Below are 15,165 nucleotides of genomic sequence, written 5' to 3' on the forward strand. Positions count from 1 at the left end.
CGGAGCCGCCATGGCCGACGTGCTTGTCCTCTACTACAGCCGTGGCGGCTCGGTGGCCGCGCTGGCGCGCCAGATCGCCCGCGGCATCGAATCGGTCGAGGGCATGACGGCACGCCTGCGCACCGTGCCGCCGGTCGCGCCGACGACGACCACGGCCAGCCCGCCAGTCCCCGAGGACGGCGCGCCCTACGTCAGCAAGGCCGATCTGGCGGAATGCGCCGGCGTCGCCCTGGGCAGCCCCACGCGCTTCGGCAACATGGCCGCGCCGATGAAGCATTTCCTCGACACCACCGGGGCGGAGTGGGCCTCGGGCACGCTGGTCGGCAAGCCGGCCGCCGTGTTCACCTCGACGGCGTCGATGCACGGCGGGCAGGAATCCACCCTGCTCTCGATGCACCTGCCGCTGCTGCATCACGGCTGCCTGATCGTCGGCCTGCCGTTCTCCGAATCAGCCCTGTCCAGCACGCGAAGCGGCGGCACGCCCTACGGCGCCAGCCACGTGGCCGGCGCCAGCGACGACGCCACCCTGAGCGAGGACGAAAAGGCGCTGGCGCAGGCGCTCGGCCGCCGGCTGGCCGATGTCGCCCGGCGCCTCGGCTGAACGCTTCCACTGCAACGCCCCACCGACGAGACCCGCACCGATGAACGCCCTGCTCCGCCCGCTGCCGTGGATCCTCGCCCTGGCCCTGCTGCAACCCGCCTGGCACCTGTGGCTGGCGCCCTCCACCTCGCTGCCGCCGATCTTCGTCGTCGTGGTGATGAGCCTGCCGATCCTGCCTGCCGTGCTGCTGGGGCTGTTTCGCCGCCCGAGCGCCGGCTTCTGGGGCGGGGTGGCCGCCCTGCTGTACTTCTCGCACGGCGTCATGGAGCTGTGGAGCAACCCGGCGGTGACCGCGCTGGCCTGGGTGGAGACGCTGCTCTCCGTGGGACTGGTCGTCGCGGCCAGCTGGCGCGGGCTGCAGGCTCGGGCTACGGCACGGCGGCCGAAGGCCGCGGAATCCGACACCGCCGCCGGCCCGGACGCGCAGTAAACTGCCGCCCCCTGACGCCCACGGAGCACCGCGATGGACGAACTGCTGATCGTCACCACCGGCGGCACGATCGACAAGGTCTACTTCGACGACAAGTCGGACTACCAGGTCGGCGAACCGCAGATCGGCACCATCCTTCGCGAGCTCGGCGTCGCCTTCCGCTTCACCGTGATCCCGGCGCTCCGCAAGGACAGCCTGCACATCACCGACGACGACCGGCAGATGGTGCGCACGCTGATCGCGGCGCAGCCGCAGAAGCACGTGCTGATCACCCACGGCACTGACACCATGGTGGAGACCGCGAAGGTGCTGGCCGACCTCGGCAAGACCATCGTGCTCACCGGCGCGCTCAGCCCCGCGCGCTTCCGCGGCTCCGACACCGAGTTCAACGTCGGCTGCGCGGTCGGTGCGGTGCAGTCGATGCCGCCCGGGGTGTACATCGCGATGAACGGCCGTGTGTGGGACCCGTTCAAGGTGCGCAAGAACGTCGCCGCGAACCGCTTCGAAGCGATCGGCTGAGGCCACAACGAAGAAGCCCGCACCTTCCGGCGCGGGCTTCTGCGTGATGCAAGGCGGGGGTGGCGCCGTCGGGCCCGGGCCGAAGCCCGGACCCGCCGTCGCTCCCCTGGAGGCCTTTAGAACGTGATCGTCCAGCGACGCAGCGTGCCGGTGTCGCCAGCCGCATTGTCGTTGACGCGCAGGTTCCAGGTGCCGTTGAGCAGTTCCGAGGACAGGTTGATCGTGTAGGTGCCGATCAGGTTGTCCGCGCTGCCGCCCGCACGATTCGAGATCGTGTAGAGCGAACCGTCGGGCGCGACCAGCTGGACCAGCATGTCGCCGCGGTAGGTGTGGAGGATGTCCACCGACACCGAGGCGGTGGCCGAGGCGTTGCCGCTGCGGCCCGACACCGTGATCGGCGAATTGATCGTGGTGTTGTCGCGGATCGCGAAGTCGGTCTCGTTAGCGTAGGTCTGCGTGGTCGGGGGCGTGCCGCCGCCGCCACCGCCGCCACCCGCGGCATCGACCGCACGCTTGGCATCGACGATGCCCGCGCCGCAGCCGCCCGTGCAGGCACCCGCCAGGGCGTAGGCCGTGCTCTTCAGCGTCGACTCGACTTGGGCGGGCGTCAGCAGCGGCAGGCCCAGCGCGATGCGACGGCTCTGCATCAGGGCGACGACGCCGGCCACGTGCGGGGTAGCCATCGAGGTGCCGCTGTAGCTGGCGTAGGTCTCAGCGCCCGGGGCCGTGGTGCCCGAGTTCAGCGTCGACAGGATGGCCGAGCCCGGGCCGGAGACGTCGATCAGGGTGCCGAAGTTCGAGAAGCTCGAACGGGCCGAGGCGCTGGTCACCGAAGCGACGGCGACCACGTTGGCGCAGTTGGCCGGCGTGGCGGTCGAGACGTTGGTGTTGCTGTTGCCGGCGGCGATGACCAGCGTCGAGCCGCGACCCACGGCGCCGTTGATGGCGTTCTGCGTGGTGGTGCCGCAAGCGCCCGAACCGCCGAGCGACAGGTTGATGACCTTTGCCGCCTGCGCGGCCGACAGGGTCGGCACGCCCGAGACGGTGCCACCCGAGGACCAGGTGATGGCGTCGGCGATGTCCGAGGTCGAGCCGCCGCAGGTGCCCAGCGCGCGGACGTGCATGACCTTGGCGCCGAACGCCGTACCGGCCACGCCCTTGGCGTTGTTGGTCACGGCGGCGATGGTGCCGGCCACGTGGGTGCCGTGCCAGCTGGAGTTGCTGGCGGCGCCGCACTGCCCCGTGGTCCAGTCACCGGGGTCGAACTCGTTGGCATCGCGGCCGTTGCCGTCGTTGCCGGTCGTGGCGCTGGAGATGAAGTCGTAACCGGCGACCGTGTTGGCATCGAGGTCGCTGTGGGTGGTGCGGCCGGTGTCGATGACGGCGACGATCACGCCCGCGCCGGTGGCGACGTCCCACGCCGTGTTGGCGCGGATGCCGGCGTCGGCGTCGAAGAAGCCCCACTGCTCGTTGTAGCGGGTGTCGTTCGGCGTCAGCGCCGGGCGCATGATCAGATCGGGCTCGACGTACTCGACGCCCGGCATGGCGGCCAGCTGCTGCATGGCCTGCACGGCTTCGGCCGAGGTCAGCTCGCGGCTGGCGCGGATGACGTCGGCACCGAGGCTCATGCGGCGGAAGTGGCGCAGGCCGGCGGCGCCGCGCGACGACTTGGCCATCACCGCGTTCGCCCCCTGGAGCGAACGCGCGACCATGGCCGCATTGGCGCGCTGGGCGGTGCCGTCGCGGAACTTGACGATGAAGCCCGAGAACTCGGCGCCGGACTCGATGGCGGCCTTGTTGACGATGCGCGCGCCATCGGCGGCGACGGCAGCACCCATCGGCGCCATCGCGACGATCAGCGCGGCAGCGAGGGCGTGGGGCTTGAAGGACTTGCGATTCACGTGATGTTTCCCCTGGTCGAATTGAACGAACGGAAGGTCGGGCCGAGGCCCTTGGCGTCCCTGCGCCAGTTGCCGACCCCGACGCGCTGGCGCGTTCTGCGGGCCGCCCCCATCGACCAGACCGGCCCGTGGCAAGCCGGGAGGGCCAGCCGGGACAGGGGAGTCGCGGGAGAGTCGTGACGGGGACGTGCGGTGAAGCGGGTCACGTTTTCATCACCGGACTGAAGAAACTCCGTCACATTGGTTGCTGCAAGCAATGGTTTCCTTGCGAAACAGTTAAGCCTTGGCACTAAAGAGTCTTGGATTTCCTTGTGAATCCTGAATACCCCCGGAATTCGCCACCGCGGCCGGTCGATTGCGCAGGCCCCACCACCCTTCGAAGCACCCCGCGAGAGCGTCCGGGGTTTTGACCAGCGTCAATCGGTCGCATCCCGCCGGCCATCACACTGGCCTCACTTCCCAGAAGAGGCCTCCCATGAGCGCGTCCGCGCCCACCCGGCACCCCGAAGCCCCACCCGCGACCTACAACGACCGGGTCGTCCTCCAGTTCTCACTGGCCACCGTGATCTGGGGCGTGGTCGGCATGGCCGTCGGCGTCCTGCTGGCGGCCCAGCTCTACTGGCCGGCCCTGAACTTCGACACCGCCTGGCTGAGTTTCGGCCGCCTGCGGCCGCTGCACACCAACGCGGTGATCTTCGCCTTCGGCGGCAGCGCGCTGTTCGCGACCTCGCTCTACGTGGTGCAGCGCACCTGCCACGTGCGGCTGCTCTCCGACAAGCTCGCGAGCTTCGTGTTCTGGGGCTGGCAGGCGATCATCGTCGCGGCCGCCGTCTCGCTGCCGCTGGGCCTCACCCAGGGCAAGGAGTACGCCGAGCTGGTGTGGCCGATCGACATCGCCATCGCGGTGGTCTGGGTGGCCTACGCCGTGCTCTTCTTCGGCACGATCGTGAAGCGCCGGGTGAGCCACATCTACGTGGCCAACTGGTTCTACGGCGCCTTCATCATCGCCGTCGCGGTGCTGCACATCGTCAACTCGCTGGCCCTACCCACTTCGGCGATCCACAGCTATCCGATCTATTCGGGCGCCGTCGACGCGATGGTGCAGTGGTGGTACGGCCACAACGCGGTGGGCTTCTTCCTGACCGCCGGCTTCCTCGGGATCATGTATTACTTCGTCCCGAAGCGCGCCGGCCGTCCGATCTACAGCTATCGCCTGTCGATCGTGCACTTCTGGGCGCTGATCGCCATCTACATGTGGGCGGGCCCGCACCACCTGCAGTACACGGCCATTCCGGACTGGGCGCAGAGCCTCGGCATGGTGTTCTCGCTGGTGCTGCTGGCCCCGAGCTGGGGCGGCGCCATCAACGGCATCATGACCCTCTCGGGCGTGTGGCACCTGCTGCGCACCGACCCGATCCTGAAGTTCCTCATCGTGTCGCTGTCGTTCTACATGATGAGCACCTTCGAGGGCCCGATGATGTCCATCAAGTCGGTGAACGCCCTCTCGCATTACAGCGACTGGACCATCGGCCACGTGCATTCCGGCGCGCTGGGCTGGGTCGCGATGATCTCGATCGGCGCGATCTACATGCTGATCCCGAAGTGCCTGGGCCTGAAGGAAATGGCCTCGACCAAGCTGATCGACGCGCACTTCTGGACGCACACGATCGGCGTGGTGCTCTACGCCGCCTCGATGTGGGTCTCGGGCATCGGCCAGGGCCTGATGAGCCGCGCGGCGAACGTCGACGGCACGCTGACCTACGCCTGGATCGAGATCGTCAAGTTCACCTATCCCTACTACCTGATCCGCCTGGTGGGTGGCGTGCTCGTGATCATCGGCATGGTGCTGATGGTCGTGAACGTCTGGAAGACCCTGCAGGCCTCGCGCGGCGCGGTCGAACACCCCGTCCTCGAACCGGCCCACGCCTAAGGAGTCGCTGCGATGAGCCATGACAAGATCGAACGCAACGTGGGCCTGATGGGCGTGCTGATCGCCGTCGCGATCAGCTTCGGCGGCCTCGCCGAGATCGTCCCGCTGATGTACAGCGCCGAGCAGGTGGAACCCCTGCCCGGCATGAAGCCCCGCCCCGCCCTCGAGCAGGCCGGTTTCGACGTCTACGTGCGCGAGGGTTGCTACAACTGCCACTCGCAGATGGTGCGCACCCTGCGCTTCGAGACCGAGCGCTACGGCCACTACTCGCTGGCCGGTGAATCGGTGTACGACCGCCCCTTCCAGTGGGGCAGCAAGCGCACCGGCCCGGACCTCGCCCGCGTGGGCGGCCGCTACTCCGACGACTGGCACCGCGTGCACCTGCTCGATCCCCGCGCCGTGGTGCCGGAATCGAACATGCCGGCCTACCCGTGGCTGGCCGAAACGCCGGTCGATGGCGCGGCGATCACGGCGAACCTCGCCGCGCTGCGCACGCTGGGCCACCCCTACACCGACGAAGACCTGCAGGGCGCCGCGGCGGCCGTCGAGGGCAAGTCGGAACTCGATGCGCTGGTGGCCTATCTCCAGGGCCTCGGCAAGCACGCACCGCGAGGTTGACATGATCGCCGGCACCGTTACCGCAATCCTTCTTGCCGCCTTCCTCGGCGGCGCCTACTGGCTGTTCGTGGTGCGCCGCGCCGCGGACTTCGACCGACTGGCCCGCATGGCCCTTGACGACGAAACGACGGAGGAACGCCCGTGAGCGACTTCTGGTCCTGGTTCCTGATCGCCCTCGTCGTCCTCAACCTCGTCGGTTGCGTGTGGCTGCTCTGGTACACCTCGAAGCAGCGCAACAGCAGCCTGCCCACCGGCGAGACCACCGGCCACGTCTGGGACGGCGACGTCACTGAGTACAACAAGCCGCTGCCGCGCTGGTGGATCAACCTGTTCTACCTGACGATCGCGTTCACCATCGGCTACTTCGTGGTCTACCCGGGCTTCGGCAAGGCCGAAGGCACCTTCGGTTGGAGTTCGCAGAAGCAGCATGACGCCGAGAAGGCCAAGGCCGACGCGGCGTTCGCGGAGCGCTATTCGCAGTTCGCGACGATGCCGATCGCCGAGATCGCGGCCTCGTCGGAAGCGCTGTCCGTGGGCCGCAACCTGTTCGCCAACAACTGCGCGCAGTGCCACGGCTCGGATGCCCGCGGTGCGCGAGGGTTCCCGAACCTCACCGACACGGCTTGGCAGTGGGGCAAGGACGAAGTGACGATGCTGGCCACCATCACCCATGGCCGCACCGCCGTGATGCCCGCCCTCGGCGCGGCGATCGGCGACGATGCCGCGGTGACCGCGGTCGCCACCTACGTGCAGTCGCTCTCGGGCGCCACGGTCGATCCGGGTCTCGCCTCGGTCGGCAAGGCGAAGTTCGACCTCGTCTGCGCGGCCTGCCACGGCACGGAAGGCAAGGGCAATCCGGTCCTCGGCGCACCGAACCTCACCGACGCCGACTGGCTCTATGCGCCGGACCTCGCCACGATCCGCGAAGGCATCATCAAGGGCCGCAACGGCCAGATGCCGGCCTTCGAGCCGGTGCTGGGCGCCGAACGCGTCCGCCTGTTGGCGGCCTACGTGCACTCGCTGAGCGGCGAGCCGGAACTCGCCGCGGCGCCCGCACCGGCTCCGGCACCTGCGGAGGCCGCGCCGGTCGAGGCCGCACCCGCCGAAGCCGCTGCCGCCGAAGCCGCTGCCGCCGACGCCGCAGCGCCGGCCGCCGGCGCGGAAGGCTGAGGCGTCGACCATGGACGACGGCCCGATCATCGAACACCCGCCGCGCAGCTGGACCCAGCGGCTGGGCGCGATCCTCTGGCCGTCGTTCTTCGCCGCCGGCGTGATGACGATGGTGTTCTTCGCCTTCGTCGATCCGCTCGACCTGCGCGACATCAGCTTCCCCGATCTCGACCACGAGATCGGGCGCGGCGTGGGCTACACGATCTGCTTCTTCATGTTCTGGGCGGCGACGGCGAGTTCGAGCCTGTTCACCTGGATTCTGCTGCGCCCCGCCAGCCGCTTCAACGGCCCGCTCAAGGACTGAATCGATGGGCAAGCCGCTGCCGCTGAAGGTCGTCGACGACGGCGCGATGTACGTCTCCGAGGCCAAGGTCTACCCGCGCGAGGTCTCGGGGCACTTCCAGCGATTGCGGCATCTCGCCGTGTTCGTGCTGCTGGGCCTGTTCTACGGCGTCGCCTGGATCAACCTCGACGGCCAGCAGGCCGTGCTCTGGGACCTGCCGGCGCGCAAGTTCCACGTGTTCGGCCTCGTCTTCTGGCCGCAAGATTTCATCTTCCTCGCCCTCCTGCTGGTGATGGCGGGGCTGTCGCTGTTCTTCTTCACCGCGCTCGCGGGACGCCTGTGGTGCGGCTACGCCTGCCCGCAGACCGTGTGGACGGAAGTCTTCATCTGGATGGAGCGCTGGACGGAGGGCGACCGGTCCAAGCGCATGAAGCTCGACGCCGCGCCGTGGTCGCGCGAGAAGCTGCTGCGCAAGAGCTCGAAACACGCGCTGTGGGCGGTGTTCGCGCTGTGGACGGGCTTCACCTTCGTCGGCTACTTCACGCCCATCCGAGAGCTCGGCGCGCGCCTCGTCCCCTTCGAATGGGGTGGCTACGAGACTTTCTGGACCCTGTTCTACGCGGTGGCCACCTGGGGCAACGCCGGCTTCCTGCGCGAGCAGGTCTGCAAGTACATGTGCCCGTATGCGCGCTTCCAGAGCGCGATGTTCGACCGCAACACCCTGATCATCGCCTACGACGAGCGCCGCGGCGAACCGCGCGGACCGCGCAAGAAGGGCAGCCTCGCCAGCGTGCTGGAACGCGCCCGCGGCCTCATCGGCAAGGAGGACGCCGACGGCTGGGTGGCGTGGTTCGCCCGCCACAAAAGCGCCGCGGATCTCGCGGCCGGCGCGCGCGGTACGACTTCGATCGTCGACGCCGCCATCCACGTCGACGAGCGCGAGAAGCCCGCCGGCGAAGCCTTGGGCGACTGCATCGACTGCACGATGTGCGTGCAGGTCTGCCCCACCGGCATCGACATCCGCAATGGCCTGCAGTACGAGTGCATCGCCTGCGGCGCCTGCATCGACGCCTGCGACGACGTGATGGGCAAGCTCGGATACCCCAAGGGACTCGTCCGCTACACCAGCCAGAACGCGGTCGATGGCAAGCCGACGAAGGTCCTGCGCGCCCGCGTCTGGGTCTACGCCACCCTGCTGGCGGCCATCGGTGCCGGCATCGCCATTGGCATCGCCACCCGCAGCCCGCTGATCGTCGACGTGCTGCGCGACCGCAATGCGCTGTATCGCGCCAACATGGACGGCAGCATCGAGAACGGCTACACGCTGCGGCTGATCAACAAGTCCGAGGAACCCGCCGCCTACCGCATCCGCGTGGTCGACGCCCCGGCGGGCATCGCCCTCGGCGCGGATCCCGGCGTGATCGGCGTCGGGCCCGGCGAGGTGCGCAGCGTGGGCATCGCGCTGAAGGCGCCCGCCGGCGCGGTGTCGGGCCGTATCGACGTGACGCTGGAAGTGGCGACGCTGGACGGCGAGACGACCGTGGCCGAGGAAACCCGCTTCTTCGGACCGCTCTGACGCATCGCGCGGCTTCGCCGCGCGATGCCGCGCCTACTGCGACAGCCAGAGCCTCTCCATGTTCGGGAAGTTCCACTTGTCGGCCGACTCGAGCCCGACGATGCGGTCGCCGCAGTCGGGCGCGCCGAGGTCGATGTCCTTGATGAACACCGGCTCGCGCTTGCGGGCGTTGAAGAACACACGGACTTTCGGCGCCAGCAGCGAGCTTTCGCCCTGCTCCAGCACCACGCCGAGGCGGTCGGATTCGAGCCGCACCAGCGCGCCGATCGGGTAGATGCCGACGCTGCGGATGAAGGCCTTGAGCACCAGTTCGTCGAAGTGCCCCTTCCAGCTGACCATGCGCTGCAGGGACTCGGCCGGGCCCCAGGCCTTCTTGTAGGGCCGGTTCGAGGTGATCGCGTCGTAGACATCGCAGACCGCGCCCATGCGCGCCATCAGGCCGATGGCGTCGCCCTTGAGGTTGTGCGGGTAGCCGCTGCCGTCGAACTTCTCGTGGTGGTGCAGGGCCACGTCCAGTACCGCCTCGGACGCGCTGCCCGACTGCACGAGCATGTGGTAACCGCGCACAGGATGCGCCTTCATGATCTTGAACTCGTCGTCGCTGAGCGCGCCGGGCTTGTTCAGCACGTTCAGCGGCATCGCGGCCTTGCCGAGGTCGTGCAGCATCCCCGCGGCGCCCGCATCGCGGACCTGCTCTTCCGGCAGGCCCAAACGGCGCGCCAGCGCGACCATCAGCGCGCAGACCGCCACCGAATGCATGTAGGTGTATTCGTCGTGGTTCTTCAGCCGCACGACGCTGAGCAGGGCATCGGGATGCCGGCTCACCGATTCGTTGATCTCCTCGACCATCGGCATGACGGCCTCGGGCTGGATGGCCCGGCCGAGGCGCGCGTCGTTGAACAGCGCGACCACCTGCGCCTTGCTGTCCTGGCAGATGCGCCGGGCGCGATGCAGCTCCTGGTCCATGCTTTCGCGCGGAACCAGCGGAGCGGCCACGGGCGCGGCCACCGGCGCGGCTACGGCATCGACGGCGACCGCCGCCGGCATCGCGCTGGCCTCATCGGATCCTTGCGGCGGGTCGTCGGCGGGCAACGGGGCCGGAGCCGCCGCCTCCTCTGCCGATGCCGCGGCTTCGACCTCCGCAGCCTCCGTCGCCGAGGTCGCCGGCGCGATGGCGGTGGTGCCGTCGTCCTCGACATCGAGGCCCTTGTCGGTGTCGATGATCAACTCCTCGACGCCACCTTCGGCCAACACCGCGATGTCGCGGGCTTCGAGCAGGAAGCCGTTCTTCACGAACGCGTGGTGCAAGCCCGAACCGCCGAGGCGGTGGAACCACATGCCGGCGCGCGCGCGGCTGATGGAAACGGGCTTGATCATCGTCACCAGCTTACGACCTCACGGCGGTGTCCACAGGGGGTTGCGTCAAGGATTTGCCATCGCTGACAGGGGGCGATTGATCGAACGCAAACACGGCCGGGGCGGCCTCGGCCACACTGGCCCTGTTCCTGCCCGGTTCCACGGGCCTTCCTTGTGCCCGCCATGCCCCTGAAAGCGAAAAATCCCGTGCTGCTGGTGCTCATCGGCCTGCCCGTGGCCACGCTGGCCGCGGGCGTCGCCACGCTGGCCATCATCGGGCGGGGTGGCCTCGACACGGTGGGGGATCCGGTCCGCCGCACCGCCCAGGTGCAGCAGGTCGACCTCGCCGCCGACGCCGCGGCGCGACGGCTCGACTTGGGCGGGCGGCTATCGCTCGACGGGGCGCAGGTGCGGGTGGTGGTGCCCGGCCTCGACGACGGGTCGGATCTCCGCCTGCAGCTCGAGCATCCGCTGGACGCCGCGCAGGACGTCGCGCTCGCGCTGGCCCCGGCCGATGGCGCTTGGCAGGCGCCGGCCTTCGACCCGAACGTGGGCTGGCGGGTGTCGCTGGCCCCGGCCGACGGCGCATGGCGGCTGGTCGCGCGCTGGCCGCGCGGCGCCCGCAGCATCGATCTCGCTCCCGCCGTGGCGAGCGACGAACCCGCGAACCTCGGCACCGGCGATGGCCCCGGCTGACGGCCAGGCCGCGGTGAGGCGCGACGCCGCTGCCGCCGCGTCGGCGATGGCCTGCGCCCACTGCGGCGAAACGGCCACCCGTGTCGTCCACGCCGCCGTCGATGGCGTCGAGCACGCCTACTGCTGCCAGGGCTGCGCCGGCGCCGCGGCGTGGATCGCCTCGGAAGGCTTCGGCGACTACTACCGCTGGCGCAGCGCACCCGGCCCACGGGTCGAGGCGGCCGACGACTACGGCGACTGGGACCGCGCCGAGATGCTCGAGGCCCATTCGGAAGCAGCGGACGGTGGCCGGGCCATCCGGCTCGCCTTGGGCGGCATGCACTGCGCCGCCTGCGCCTGGCTGGTCGACAAGGCCCTGCGGCAGGCCCCCGGCGTGCTCAACGTTCGGGCCAACGCCGTCGATGGGCGCCTCCACCTTCGTTGGGACCCGGCGCGGACGCCGCTCTCGGCCCTGCTGCAGCGGGTCGGGCGGCTTGGCTATCGACCGGCCCTGCTCGCCTCGCCGGCGCGCGACGCCGAACAACGCCGCGAACGCCGTCGCCAACTGATCGCGCTGGGCATCGCCGGGCTCGGCACGCTGCAGGCGATGATGTTTTCCGAAGCGCTCTACCTCGACACCGCGGGCCAGATGCCGGAGGCCACGCGCGACGCCTTCCGCTGGGTGACGGCCGCCGTTTCCGCCCCGGTGGTCTTCATCGCCGGCGCCCCCTTCCTCCGCGGCATGTGGTCCGAGTGGCGCATGCGACTGCCGGGCATGGACACCCTGATCGGCGGCGGCATCCTCCTGGCCTGGACCGGCTCCTTGTTCGAAACCCTGCGCGGCGGCCCGCAGGTGTGGTTCGACGCCGCGGTGATGTTCGTGCTGTTCCTGCTGGCGGCGCGTTTCCTTGAAGCCCGTTTGCGCGATGCCAACACCGCGCGGCTGGATGCCATCGCCGGCGCGCAGCCCGCGATGGCCTGGCGCCTTCGCGACGACCGGCTCGAAGCGGTTCCGGCCCGTGAACTGGTGGTCGGTGACCTCGTGCAGGTCGGCACCGGGCATGCCCTGCCCTGCGATGGCACGGTCGTCGGCGACGACGCCTGGGTCGACGAGGCCCTGCTCACCGGCGAATCGACGCCGCTCCGCCGTCGCCACGGCGAGGCAGTGCTGGCTGGCAGCCACGTGCACGCCGGCACGCTGCGCCTGCAGGCCACGGCCGTCGGCGCGGCCACCGCGATGTCGCAGGTCGCTCGACAGGTCGCGCAGGCTCGCGAGCAGCGGCCGGCCATGGCCGGCTGGGCGGAAGCCATCGCGCGGCGTGTCGTGGCGGCCACGCTCGTGCTCTCGGCGCTGGTCGCGATCGCGTGGTGGTTCATCGAACCGGCGAACGCCTTTCCCGCGACGCTCGCCGTGCTGGTCGCCACCTGCCCCTGCGCGCTGGCCTTGGCCGTGCCGGCCGCCATCGCCCGCGCGCAATCGCGGCTGCTGGCCCGCGGCGTGCTCGCGCTGGGGCCGGACGCGCTGCCGCGCCTCGCGAGCATCGATCGCGTCGCCTTCGACAAGACCGGCACCCTCACCCGCGGCGAACCGCAGCTGCTCGACATCCAACCACTCGCCGGGCGCGATGCCGAGAGCCTCCGCGGCATCGCCGCCTGCCTCGAACTCGGCGTCGCGCATCCGCTGGCCAAGGCCTTCGGCGAGGCGCCCGCAGGTCGATCCGCGAGCGGCGCCGTCCTGCACCCCGGCGAAGGGGTGGAAGGCCGCATCGACGGTGCCCTTTGGCGCCTTGGTCGCCGGCGCTTCGTCGACGCCACCGCTGGCGCGGACGCCGCGGATGACGGCGGACTCTGGCTGTCGCGCGAGGGCAGGCTGGAAGCCCGCTTCGACGTCGATGACGCGCCCCGCGACGATGCCGCGGCCACGGTCGCGGCCCTGGCCCGGGACGGGATGGCACCGCGCATCCTCAGTGGCGATGCCGGCGCGCGCGTGGCCGCGCTCGGCGAACGGCTGGGCATCGACGCCGCCCATCGTCAATCCCGCCTGTCGCCGGAGGGCAAGCTCGCCGCGCTGCGCGTGCTGCAGTCCGAGGGGCACCGCGTGCTGATGGTGGGCGACGGCGTCAACGATGCCGCCGTGCTCGCCGCAGCGGACGTGTCGGCGGCCATGGCGAGTGGCGCCTCGCTGGCGCAGCGCCAGGCCGACCTCGTGCTGTTGGGTTCGCGCCTGACGCCCTTGCGTTACGCCATGCGACTGGCCGGCCAGACGCAAGCGATCGTCCGCCAGAACATCGTCTGGGCCATCGCCTACAACGCGCTGATGTTGCCCTTGGCCGCCCTCGGCATTGTCGGGCCCGGGCTGGCGGCACTGGGCATGGCGCTGTCGTCGCTGGCCGTCACTGCGAACGCCTGGCGCATCGGCCGCGGCCTCGAGGGCGATACGCCATGAACGTACTGCTGTTCCTGGTGCCGATCTCGCTGCTGCTGGTCGGCTTGGCGCTGGCGGTGTTCGCCTGGGCCGTTCAAAGCGGGCAGTTCGAAGACCTCGACACGCCCTCGCTCGACATCCTCGGCGACGAGCGCGCCCCGCCGCCCTGTCCCGCGAAACCTCCAGCGGACGCCCCTCGCGATGCCGATTGACCTGCTGGTGCTCGGCGCGGCGCTGCTCACGGGCCTGCTCGGCAGCGCACACTGCGGCGCAATGTGCGGCGGCATCGCCGTCGGTCTCGGCAGCGCGGGCCCCGCCTCCGGCGCCGCCTATCGCGCCGCCGCAACGAACGTCGGGCGCGTCCTGGGCTATGCCGCGGCCGGTGCGCTCGTCGGCGGCATCGGCGGTGGACTGCTCGGCGTGCTCGCCATCGAAGGCCTCGCCACCGCCCTGCGCACCGGCGTCGGCCTGGTGCTGCTGTGGGCGGCGGTGCGCATCGCGCGCCCGCGTTTCGCCGCGGCTTTGCCGGCCCTGCCGATCTGGCGCTGGCTGGCTCCGCTGCGCGCGCGCCTGCCCGGCGACGGGCCGCTGCGGCCCTGGTTGCTGGGCCTGCTCTGGGGCTGGCTGCCCTGCGGCTTCTCGGCGACCGTGCTCACCGCCGCGTGGCTGGAAGCGGATGCGCTCCACGGCGCCCTGCTGATGGGGGCCTTCGGCCTCGGCACGCTGCCGCTGATGACGAGCCTCGGCTGGAGCGGCGCGCGGCTCGGGCTCGACACACCCCGCTGGCGGACGATCGGCGCGATCGCCATCGGCAGCAGCGGCGTGTTGACGCTCGCCGCGCCCTGGCTGGTCTCGCTACCAATGCTGCACTCGGCGCTTGCGGCGCTGGGCTGCCGCAGCCTCGCCGGCTGATCGCCGCGCTCAGCGACGGCCGGCGCAGCGCTCTCCGTCGCCTTCTTCGCCGTGCGCGATGCTCGCGAGGCGCTCCGGCTCGAGCACTTCCAGCTGTCGGCCCTTCACCGAAATCACGCCCTCGTCCTGCAGCTTCGACAGGCCGCGACTGACGGTCTCGATCACGAGGCTCAGGTAACTGCCGATGTCGGAGCGGCTCATCGGCAGGTGCAGGCGCGAGGGATCGCGGCCGAGCCGCTGCTGCCGCTCGCACAGACCGTGCAGGAACATCGCCAACCGCTCCTGCGCCTGCTTGCGACCCAGCAGCTCGAGGTGGTCCTGGTGGCGGGCCATACCCTCGCCCAAGGCCTTCATCATCTGCCGCTGGAACTCAAGACGCTGGGTGGCCACGCGCTCCAGCGCCGGCAGCGGCACCTCGCAGACCTGCGCGGATTCGAGGGCCACGGCGTCGGTACTGAAGCGGCCGTCGCGCAGCCCTTCGAGGCCGATCAGCTCGCCGGGGAAATAGAAGCCGATCACCTGCTCGTCGCCGGCCTCGTTGATGGCCACGGTCTTGAAGCCGCCGCTCTGGGCGACGAACACCGAGCGCATCGGTTCGCCCGCGCGGAACAGCACGGCATCCTTGCCCATCGGGCGCCGCGCCAGCACCGCGCCGGACAGGCGCTCGATGTCCTCGATGCCGACCAGCGCCGGCTTGCACATCGGGTGCAGCACGCACTCATCGCAGCTGCGCTGGCCGGCGAGGGCCTTCAGTTCGATCAAGCTCATG

16 protein-coding genes are annotated in these 15,165 nt (G+C 70.3%); 13 read left to right on the forward strand and 3 right to left on the reverse strand.

Annotation, left to right across the window (positions count from 1 at the left end; genetic code table 11):
- The first annotated feature begins 10 nt into the window (after positions 1 to 10).
- The 3 genes from wrbA to O9280_RS14625 are packed head-to-tail and all read left to right on the forward strand — an operon-like array spanning position 11 to position 1,550.
- Positions 11 to 601, forward strand: coding sequence for an NAD(P)H:quinone oxidoreductase (wrbA, locus tag O9280_RS14615; RefSeq protein WP_298344351.1), 591 nt, complete (start codon positions 11 to 13; stop codon positions 599 to 601).
- Between the two features lie 40 nt (positions 602 to 641).
- The gene (locus tag O9280_RS14620; protein ID WP_298344353.1) at positions 642 to 1,031 is read left to right on the forward strand and encodes a DUF2069 domain-containing protein; all 390 of its coding nucleotides are present in this window, start codon (positions 642 to 644) and stop codon (positions 1,029 to 1,031) included.
- A 33-nt stretch (positions 1,032 to 1,064) separates the two neighbouring features.
- Entirely contained in the window at positions 1,065 to 1,550 is a 486-nt protein-coding gene (locus tag O9280_RS14625; RefSeq protein ID WP_297866218.1) for an asparaginase domain-containing protein, read from the forward strand.
- Positions 1,551 to 1,666: 116 nt separating this feature from the next.
- On the opposite strand, the gene O9280_RS14630 is transcribed toward O9280_RS14625, so the two are convergent.
- The gene (locus O9280_RS14630) at positions 1,667 to 3,451 is read right to left on the reverse strand and encodes a S8 family serine peptidase (RefSeq protein WP_298344356.1); all 1,785 of its coding nucleotides are present in this window, start codon (positions 3,449 to 3,451) and stop codon (positions 1,667 to 1,669) included.
- A 475-nt stretch (positions 3,452 to 3,926) separates the two neighbouring features.
- Between O9280_RS14630 and ccoN the strand changes: the two genes are divergently transcribed.
- The 6 genes from ccoN to O9280_RS14660 are packed head-to-tail and all read left to right on the forward strand — an operon-like array spanning position 3,927 to position 9,028.
- On the forward strand, positions 3,927 to 5,381 hold the full coding sequence (gene ccoN, locus O9280_RS14635) for a cytochrome-c oxidase, cbb3-type subunit I (RefSeq protein ID WP_298344359.1): 1,455 nt from the start codon (positions 3,927 to 3,929) through the stop codon (positions 5,379 to 5,381).
- Between the two features lie 12 nt (positions 5,382 to 5,393).
- Positions 5,394 to 5,999 carry a cytochrome-c oxidase, cbb3-type subunit II gene (gene ccoO, locus O9280_RS14640; RefSeq protein ID WP_297866215.1) on the forward strand — a complete coding sequence of 202 codons (606 nt, stop codon included), beginning with the start codon at positions 5,394 to 5,396 and terminating at the stop codon, positions 5,997 to 5,999.
- Between the two features lies 1 nt (position 6,000).
- Complete coding sequence (locus O9280_RS14645) at positions 6,001 to 6,144, forward strand: cbb3-type cytochrome c oxidase subunit 3 (RefSeq protein ID WP_297866214.1); 144 nt, start codon at positions 6,001 to 6,003, stop codon at positions 6,142 to 6,144.
- Entirely contained in the window at positions 6,141 to 7,169 is a 1,029-nt protein-coding gene (ccoP, locus tag O9280_RS14650) for a cytochrome-c oxidase, cbb3-type subunit III (protein ID WP_298344363.1), read from the forward strand. Before O9280_RS14645 ends, ccoP begins: the two co-directional genes overlap by 4 nt.
- A 10-nt stretch (positions 7,170 to 7,179) precedes the next feature.
- The gene (locus O9280_RS14655) at positions 7,180 to 7,473 is read left to right on the forward strand and encodes a hypothetical protein (protein WP_298344366.1); all 294 of its coding nucleotides are present in this window, start codon (positions 7,180 to 7,182) and stop codon (positions 7,471 to 7,473) included.
- A 4-nt stretch (positions 7,474 to 7,477) separates the two neighbouring features.
- On the forward strand, positions 7,478 to 9,028 hold the full coding sequence (locus tag O9280_RS14660) for a 4Fe-4S dicluster domain-containing protein (RefSeq protein WP_298344368.1): 1,551 nt from the start codon (positions 7,478 to 7,480) through the stop codon (positions 9,026 to 9,028).
- A 33-nt stretch (positions 9,029 to 9,061) separates the two neighbouring features.
- On the opposite strand, the gene O9280_RS14665 is transcribed toward O9280_RS14660, so the two are convergent.
- A complete protein-coding gene (locus tag O9280_RS14665; RefSeq protein WP_298344370.1) occupies positions 9,062 to 10,405 on the reverse strand; it encodes an HD-GYP domain-containing protein in 1,344 nt (447 codons plus the stop codon).
- A 162-nt stretch (positions 10,406 to 10,567) separates the two neighbouring features.
- Between O9280_RS14665 and O9280_RS14670 the strand changes: the two genes are divergently transcribed.
- From O9280_RS14670 to O9280_RS14685, 4 genes are read left to right on the forward strand one after another with little or no spacing between them, the layout of a single operon-like run.
- The gene (locus O9280_RS14670; protein WP_298344373.1) at positions 10,568 to 11,080 is read left to right on the forward strand and encodes a FixH family protein; all 513 of its coding nucleotides are present in this window, start codon (positions 10,568 to 10,570) and stop codon (positions 11,078 to 11,080) included.
- Complete coding sequence (locus tag O9280_RS14675; protein ID WP_298344375.1) at positions 11,067 to 13,505, forward strand: heavy metal translocating P-type ATPase; 2,439 nt, start codon at positions 11,067 to 11,069, stop codon at positions 13,503 to 13,505. The genes O9280_RS14670 and O9280_RS14675 overlap by 14 nt, the downstream gene beginning before the upstream one ends.
- Positions 13,502 to 13,696: a cbb3-type cytochrome oxidase assembly protein CcoS gene (ccoS, locus tag O9280_RS14680; RefSeq protein WP_298344378.1), complete on the forward strand. Its 195-nt coding sequence runs from the start codon at positions 13,502 to 13,504 to the stop codon at positions 13,694 to 13,696. The genes O9280_RS14675 and ccoS overlap by 4 nt, the downstream gene beginning before the upstream one ends.
- Complete coding sequence (locus O9280_RS14685; protein WP_298344382.1) at positions 13,686 to 14,396, forward strand: sulfite exporter TauE/SafE family protein; 711 nt, start codon at positions 13,686 to 13,688, stop codon at positions 14,394 to 14,396. The genes ccoS and O9280_RS14685 overlap by 11 nt, the downstream gene beginning before the upstream one ends.
- Before the next feature lie 9 nt (positions 14,397 to 14,405).
- On the opposite strand, the gene O9280_RS14690 is transcribed toward O9280_RS14685, so the two are convergent.
- On the reverse strand, positions 14,406 to 15,164 hold the full coding sequence (locus O9280_RS14690; protein ID WP_297866205.1) for a helix-turn-helix domain-containing protein: 759 nt from the start codon (positions 15,162 to 15,164) through the stop codon (positions 14,406 to 14,408).
- Between the last annotated feature and the right edge of the window lies 1 nt (position 15,165).

Origin of the sequence: Silanimonas sp., assembly GCF_027531545.1 — a bacterium.
Lineage (GTDB): Bacteria > Pseudomonadota > Gammaproteobacteria > Xanthomonadales > Xanthomonadaceae > Silanimonas.

What these genes read in the sequence shown, in the direction of transcription:
- O9280_RS14670 (WP_298344373.1), top strand. Translation starts at nt 10,568, where the DNA reads ATGCCCCTGAAAGCGAAAAATCCCGTGCTGCTGGTGCTCATCGGCCTG.
- ccoO (WP_297866215.1), top strand. Translation starts at nt 5,394, where the DNA reads ATGAGCCATGACAAGATCGAACGCAACGTGGGCCTGATGGGCGTGCTG.
- ccoS (WP_298344378.1), top strand. Translation starts at nt 13,502, where the DNA reads ATGAACGTACTGCTGTTCCTGGTGCCGATCTCGCTGCTGCTGGTCGGC.
- O9280_RS14690 (WP_297866205.1), bottom strand. Translation starts at nt 15,164, where the DNA reads ATGAGCTTGATCGAACTGAAGGCCCTCGCCGGCCAGCGCAGCTGCGAT.
- ccoN (WP_298344359.1), top strand. Translation starts at nt 3,927, where the DNA reads ATGAGCGCGTCCGCGCCCACCCGGCACCCCGAAGCCCCACCCGCGACC.
- O9280_RS14620 (WP_298344353.1), top strand. Translation starts at nt 642, where the DNA reads ATGAACGCCCTGCTCCGCCCGCTGCCGTGGATCCTCGCCCTGGCCCTG.
- O9280_RS14675 (WP_298344375.1), top strand. Translation starts at nt 11,067, where the DNA reads ATGGCCCCGGCTGACGGCCAGGCCGCGGTGAGGCGCGACGCCGCTGCC.
- O9280_RS14625 (WP_297866218.1), top strand. Translation starts at nt 1,065, where the DNA reads ATGGACGAACTGCTGATCGTCACCACCGGCGGCACGATCGACAAGGTC.
- O9280_RS14660 (WP_298344368.1), top strand. Translation starts at nt 7,478, where the DNA reads ATGGGCAAGCCGCTGCCGCTGAAGGTCGTCGACGACGGCGCGATGTAC.
- wrbA (WP_298344351.1), top strand. Translation starts at nt 11, where the DNA reads ATGGCCGACGTGCTTGTCCTCTACTACAGCCGTGGCGGCTCGGTGGCC.
- O9280_RS14655 (WP_298344366.1), top strand. Translation starts at nt 7,180, where the DNA reads ATGGACGACGGCCCGATCATCGAACACCCGCCGCGCAGCTGGACCCAG.
- O9280_RS14665 (WP_298344370.1), bottom strand. Translation starts at nt 10,405, where the DNA reads ATGATCAAGCCCGTTTCCATCAGCCGCGCGCGCGCCGGCATGTGGTTC.
- O9280_RS14685 (WP_298344382.1), top strand. Translation starts at nt 13,686, where the DNA reads ATGCCGATTGACCTGCTGGTGCTCGGCGCGGCGCTGCTCACGGGCCTG.
- O9280_RS14645 (WP_297866214.1), top strand. Translation starts at nt 6,001, where the DNA reads ATGATCGCCGGCACCGTTACCGCAATCCTTCTTGCCGCCTTCCTCGGC.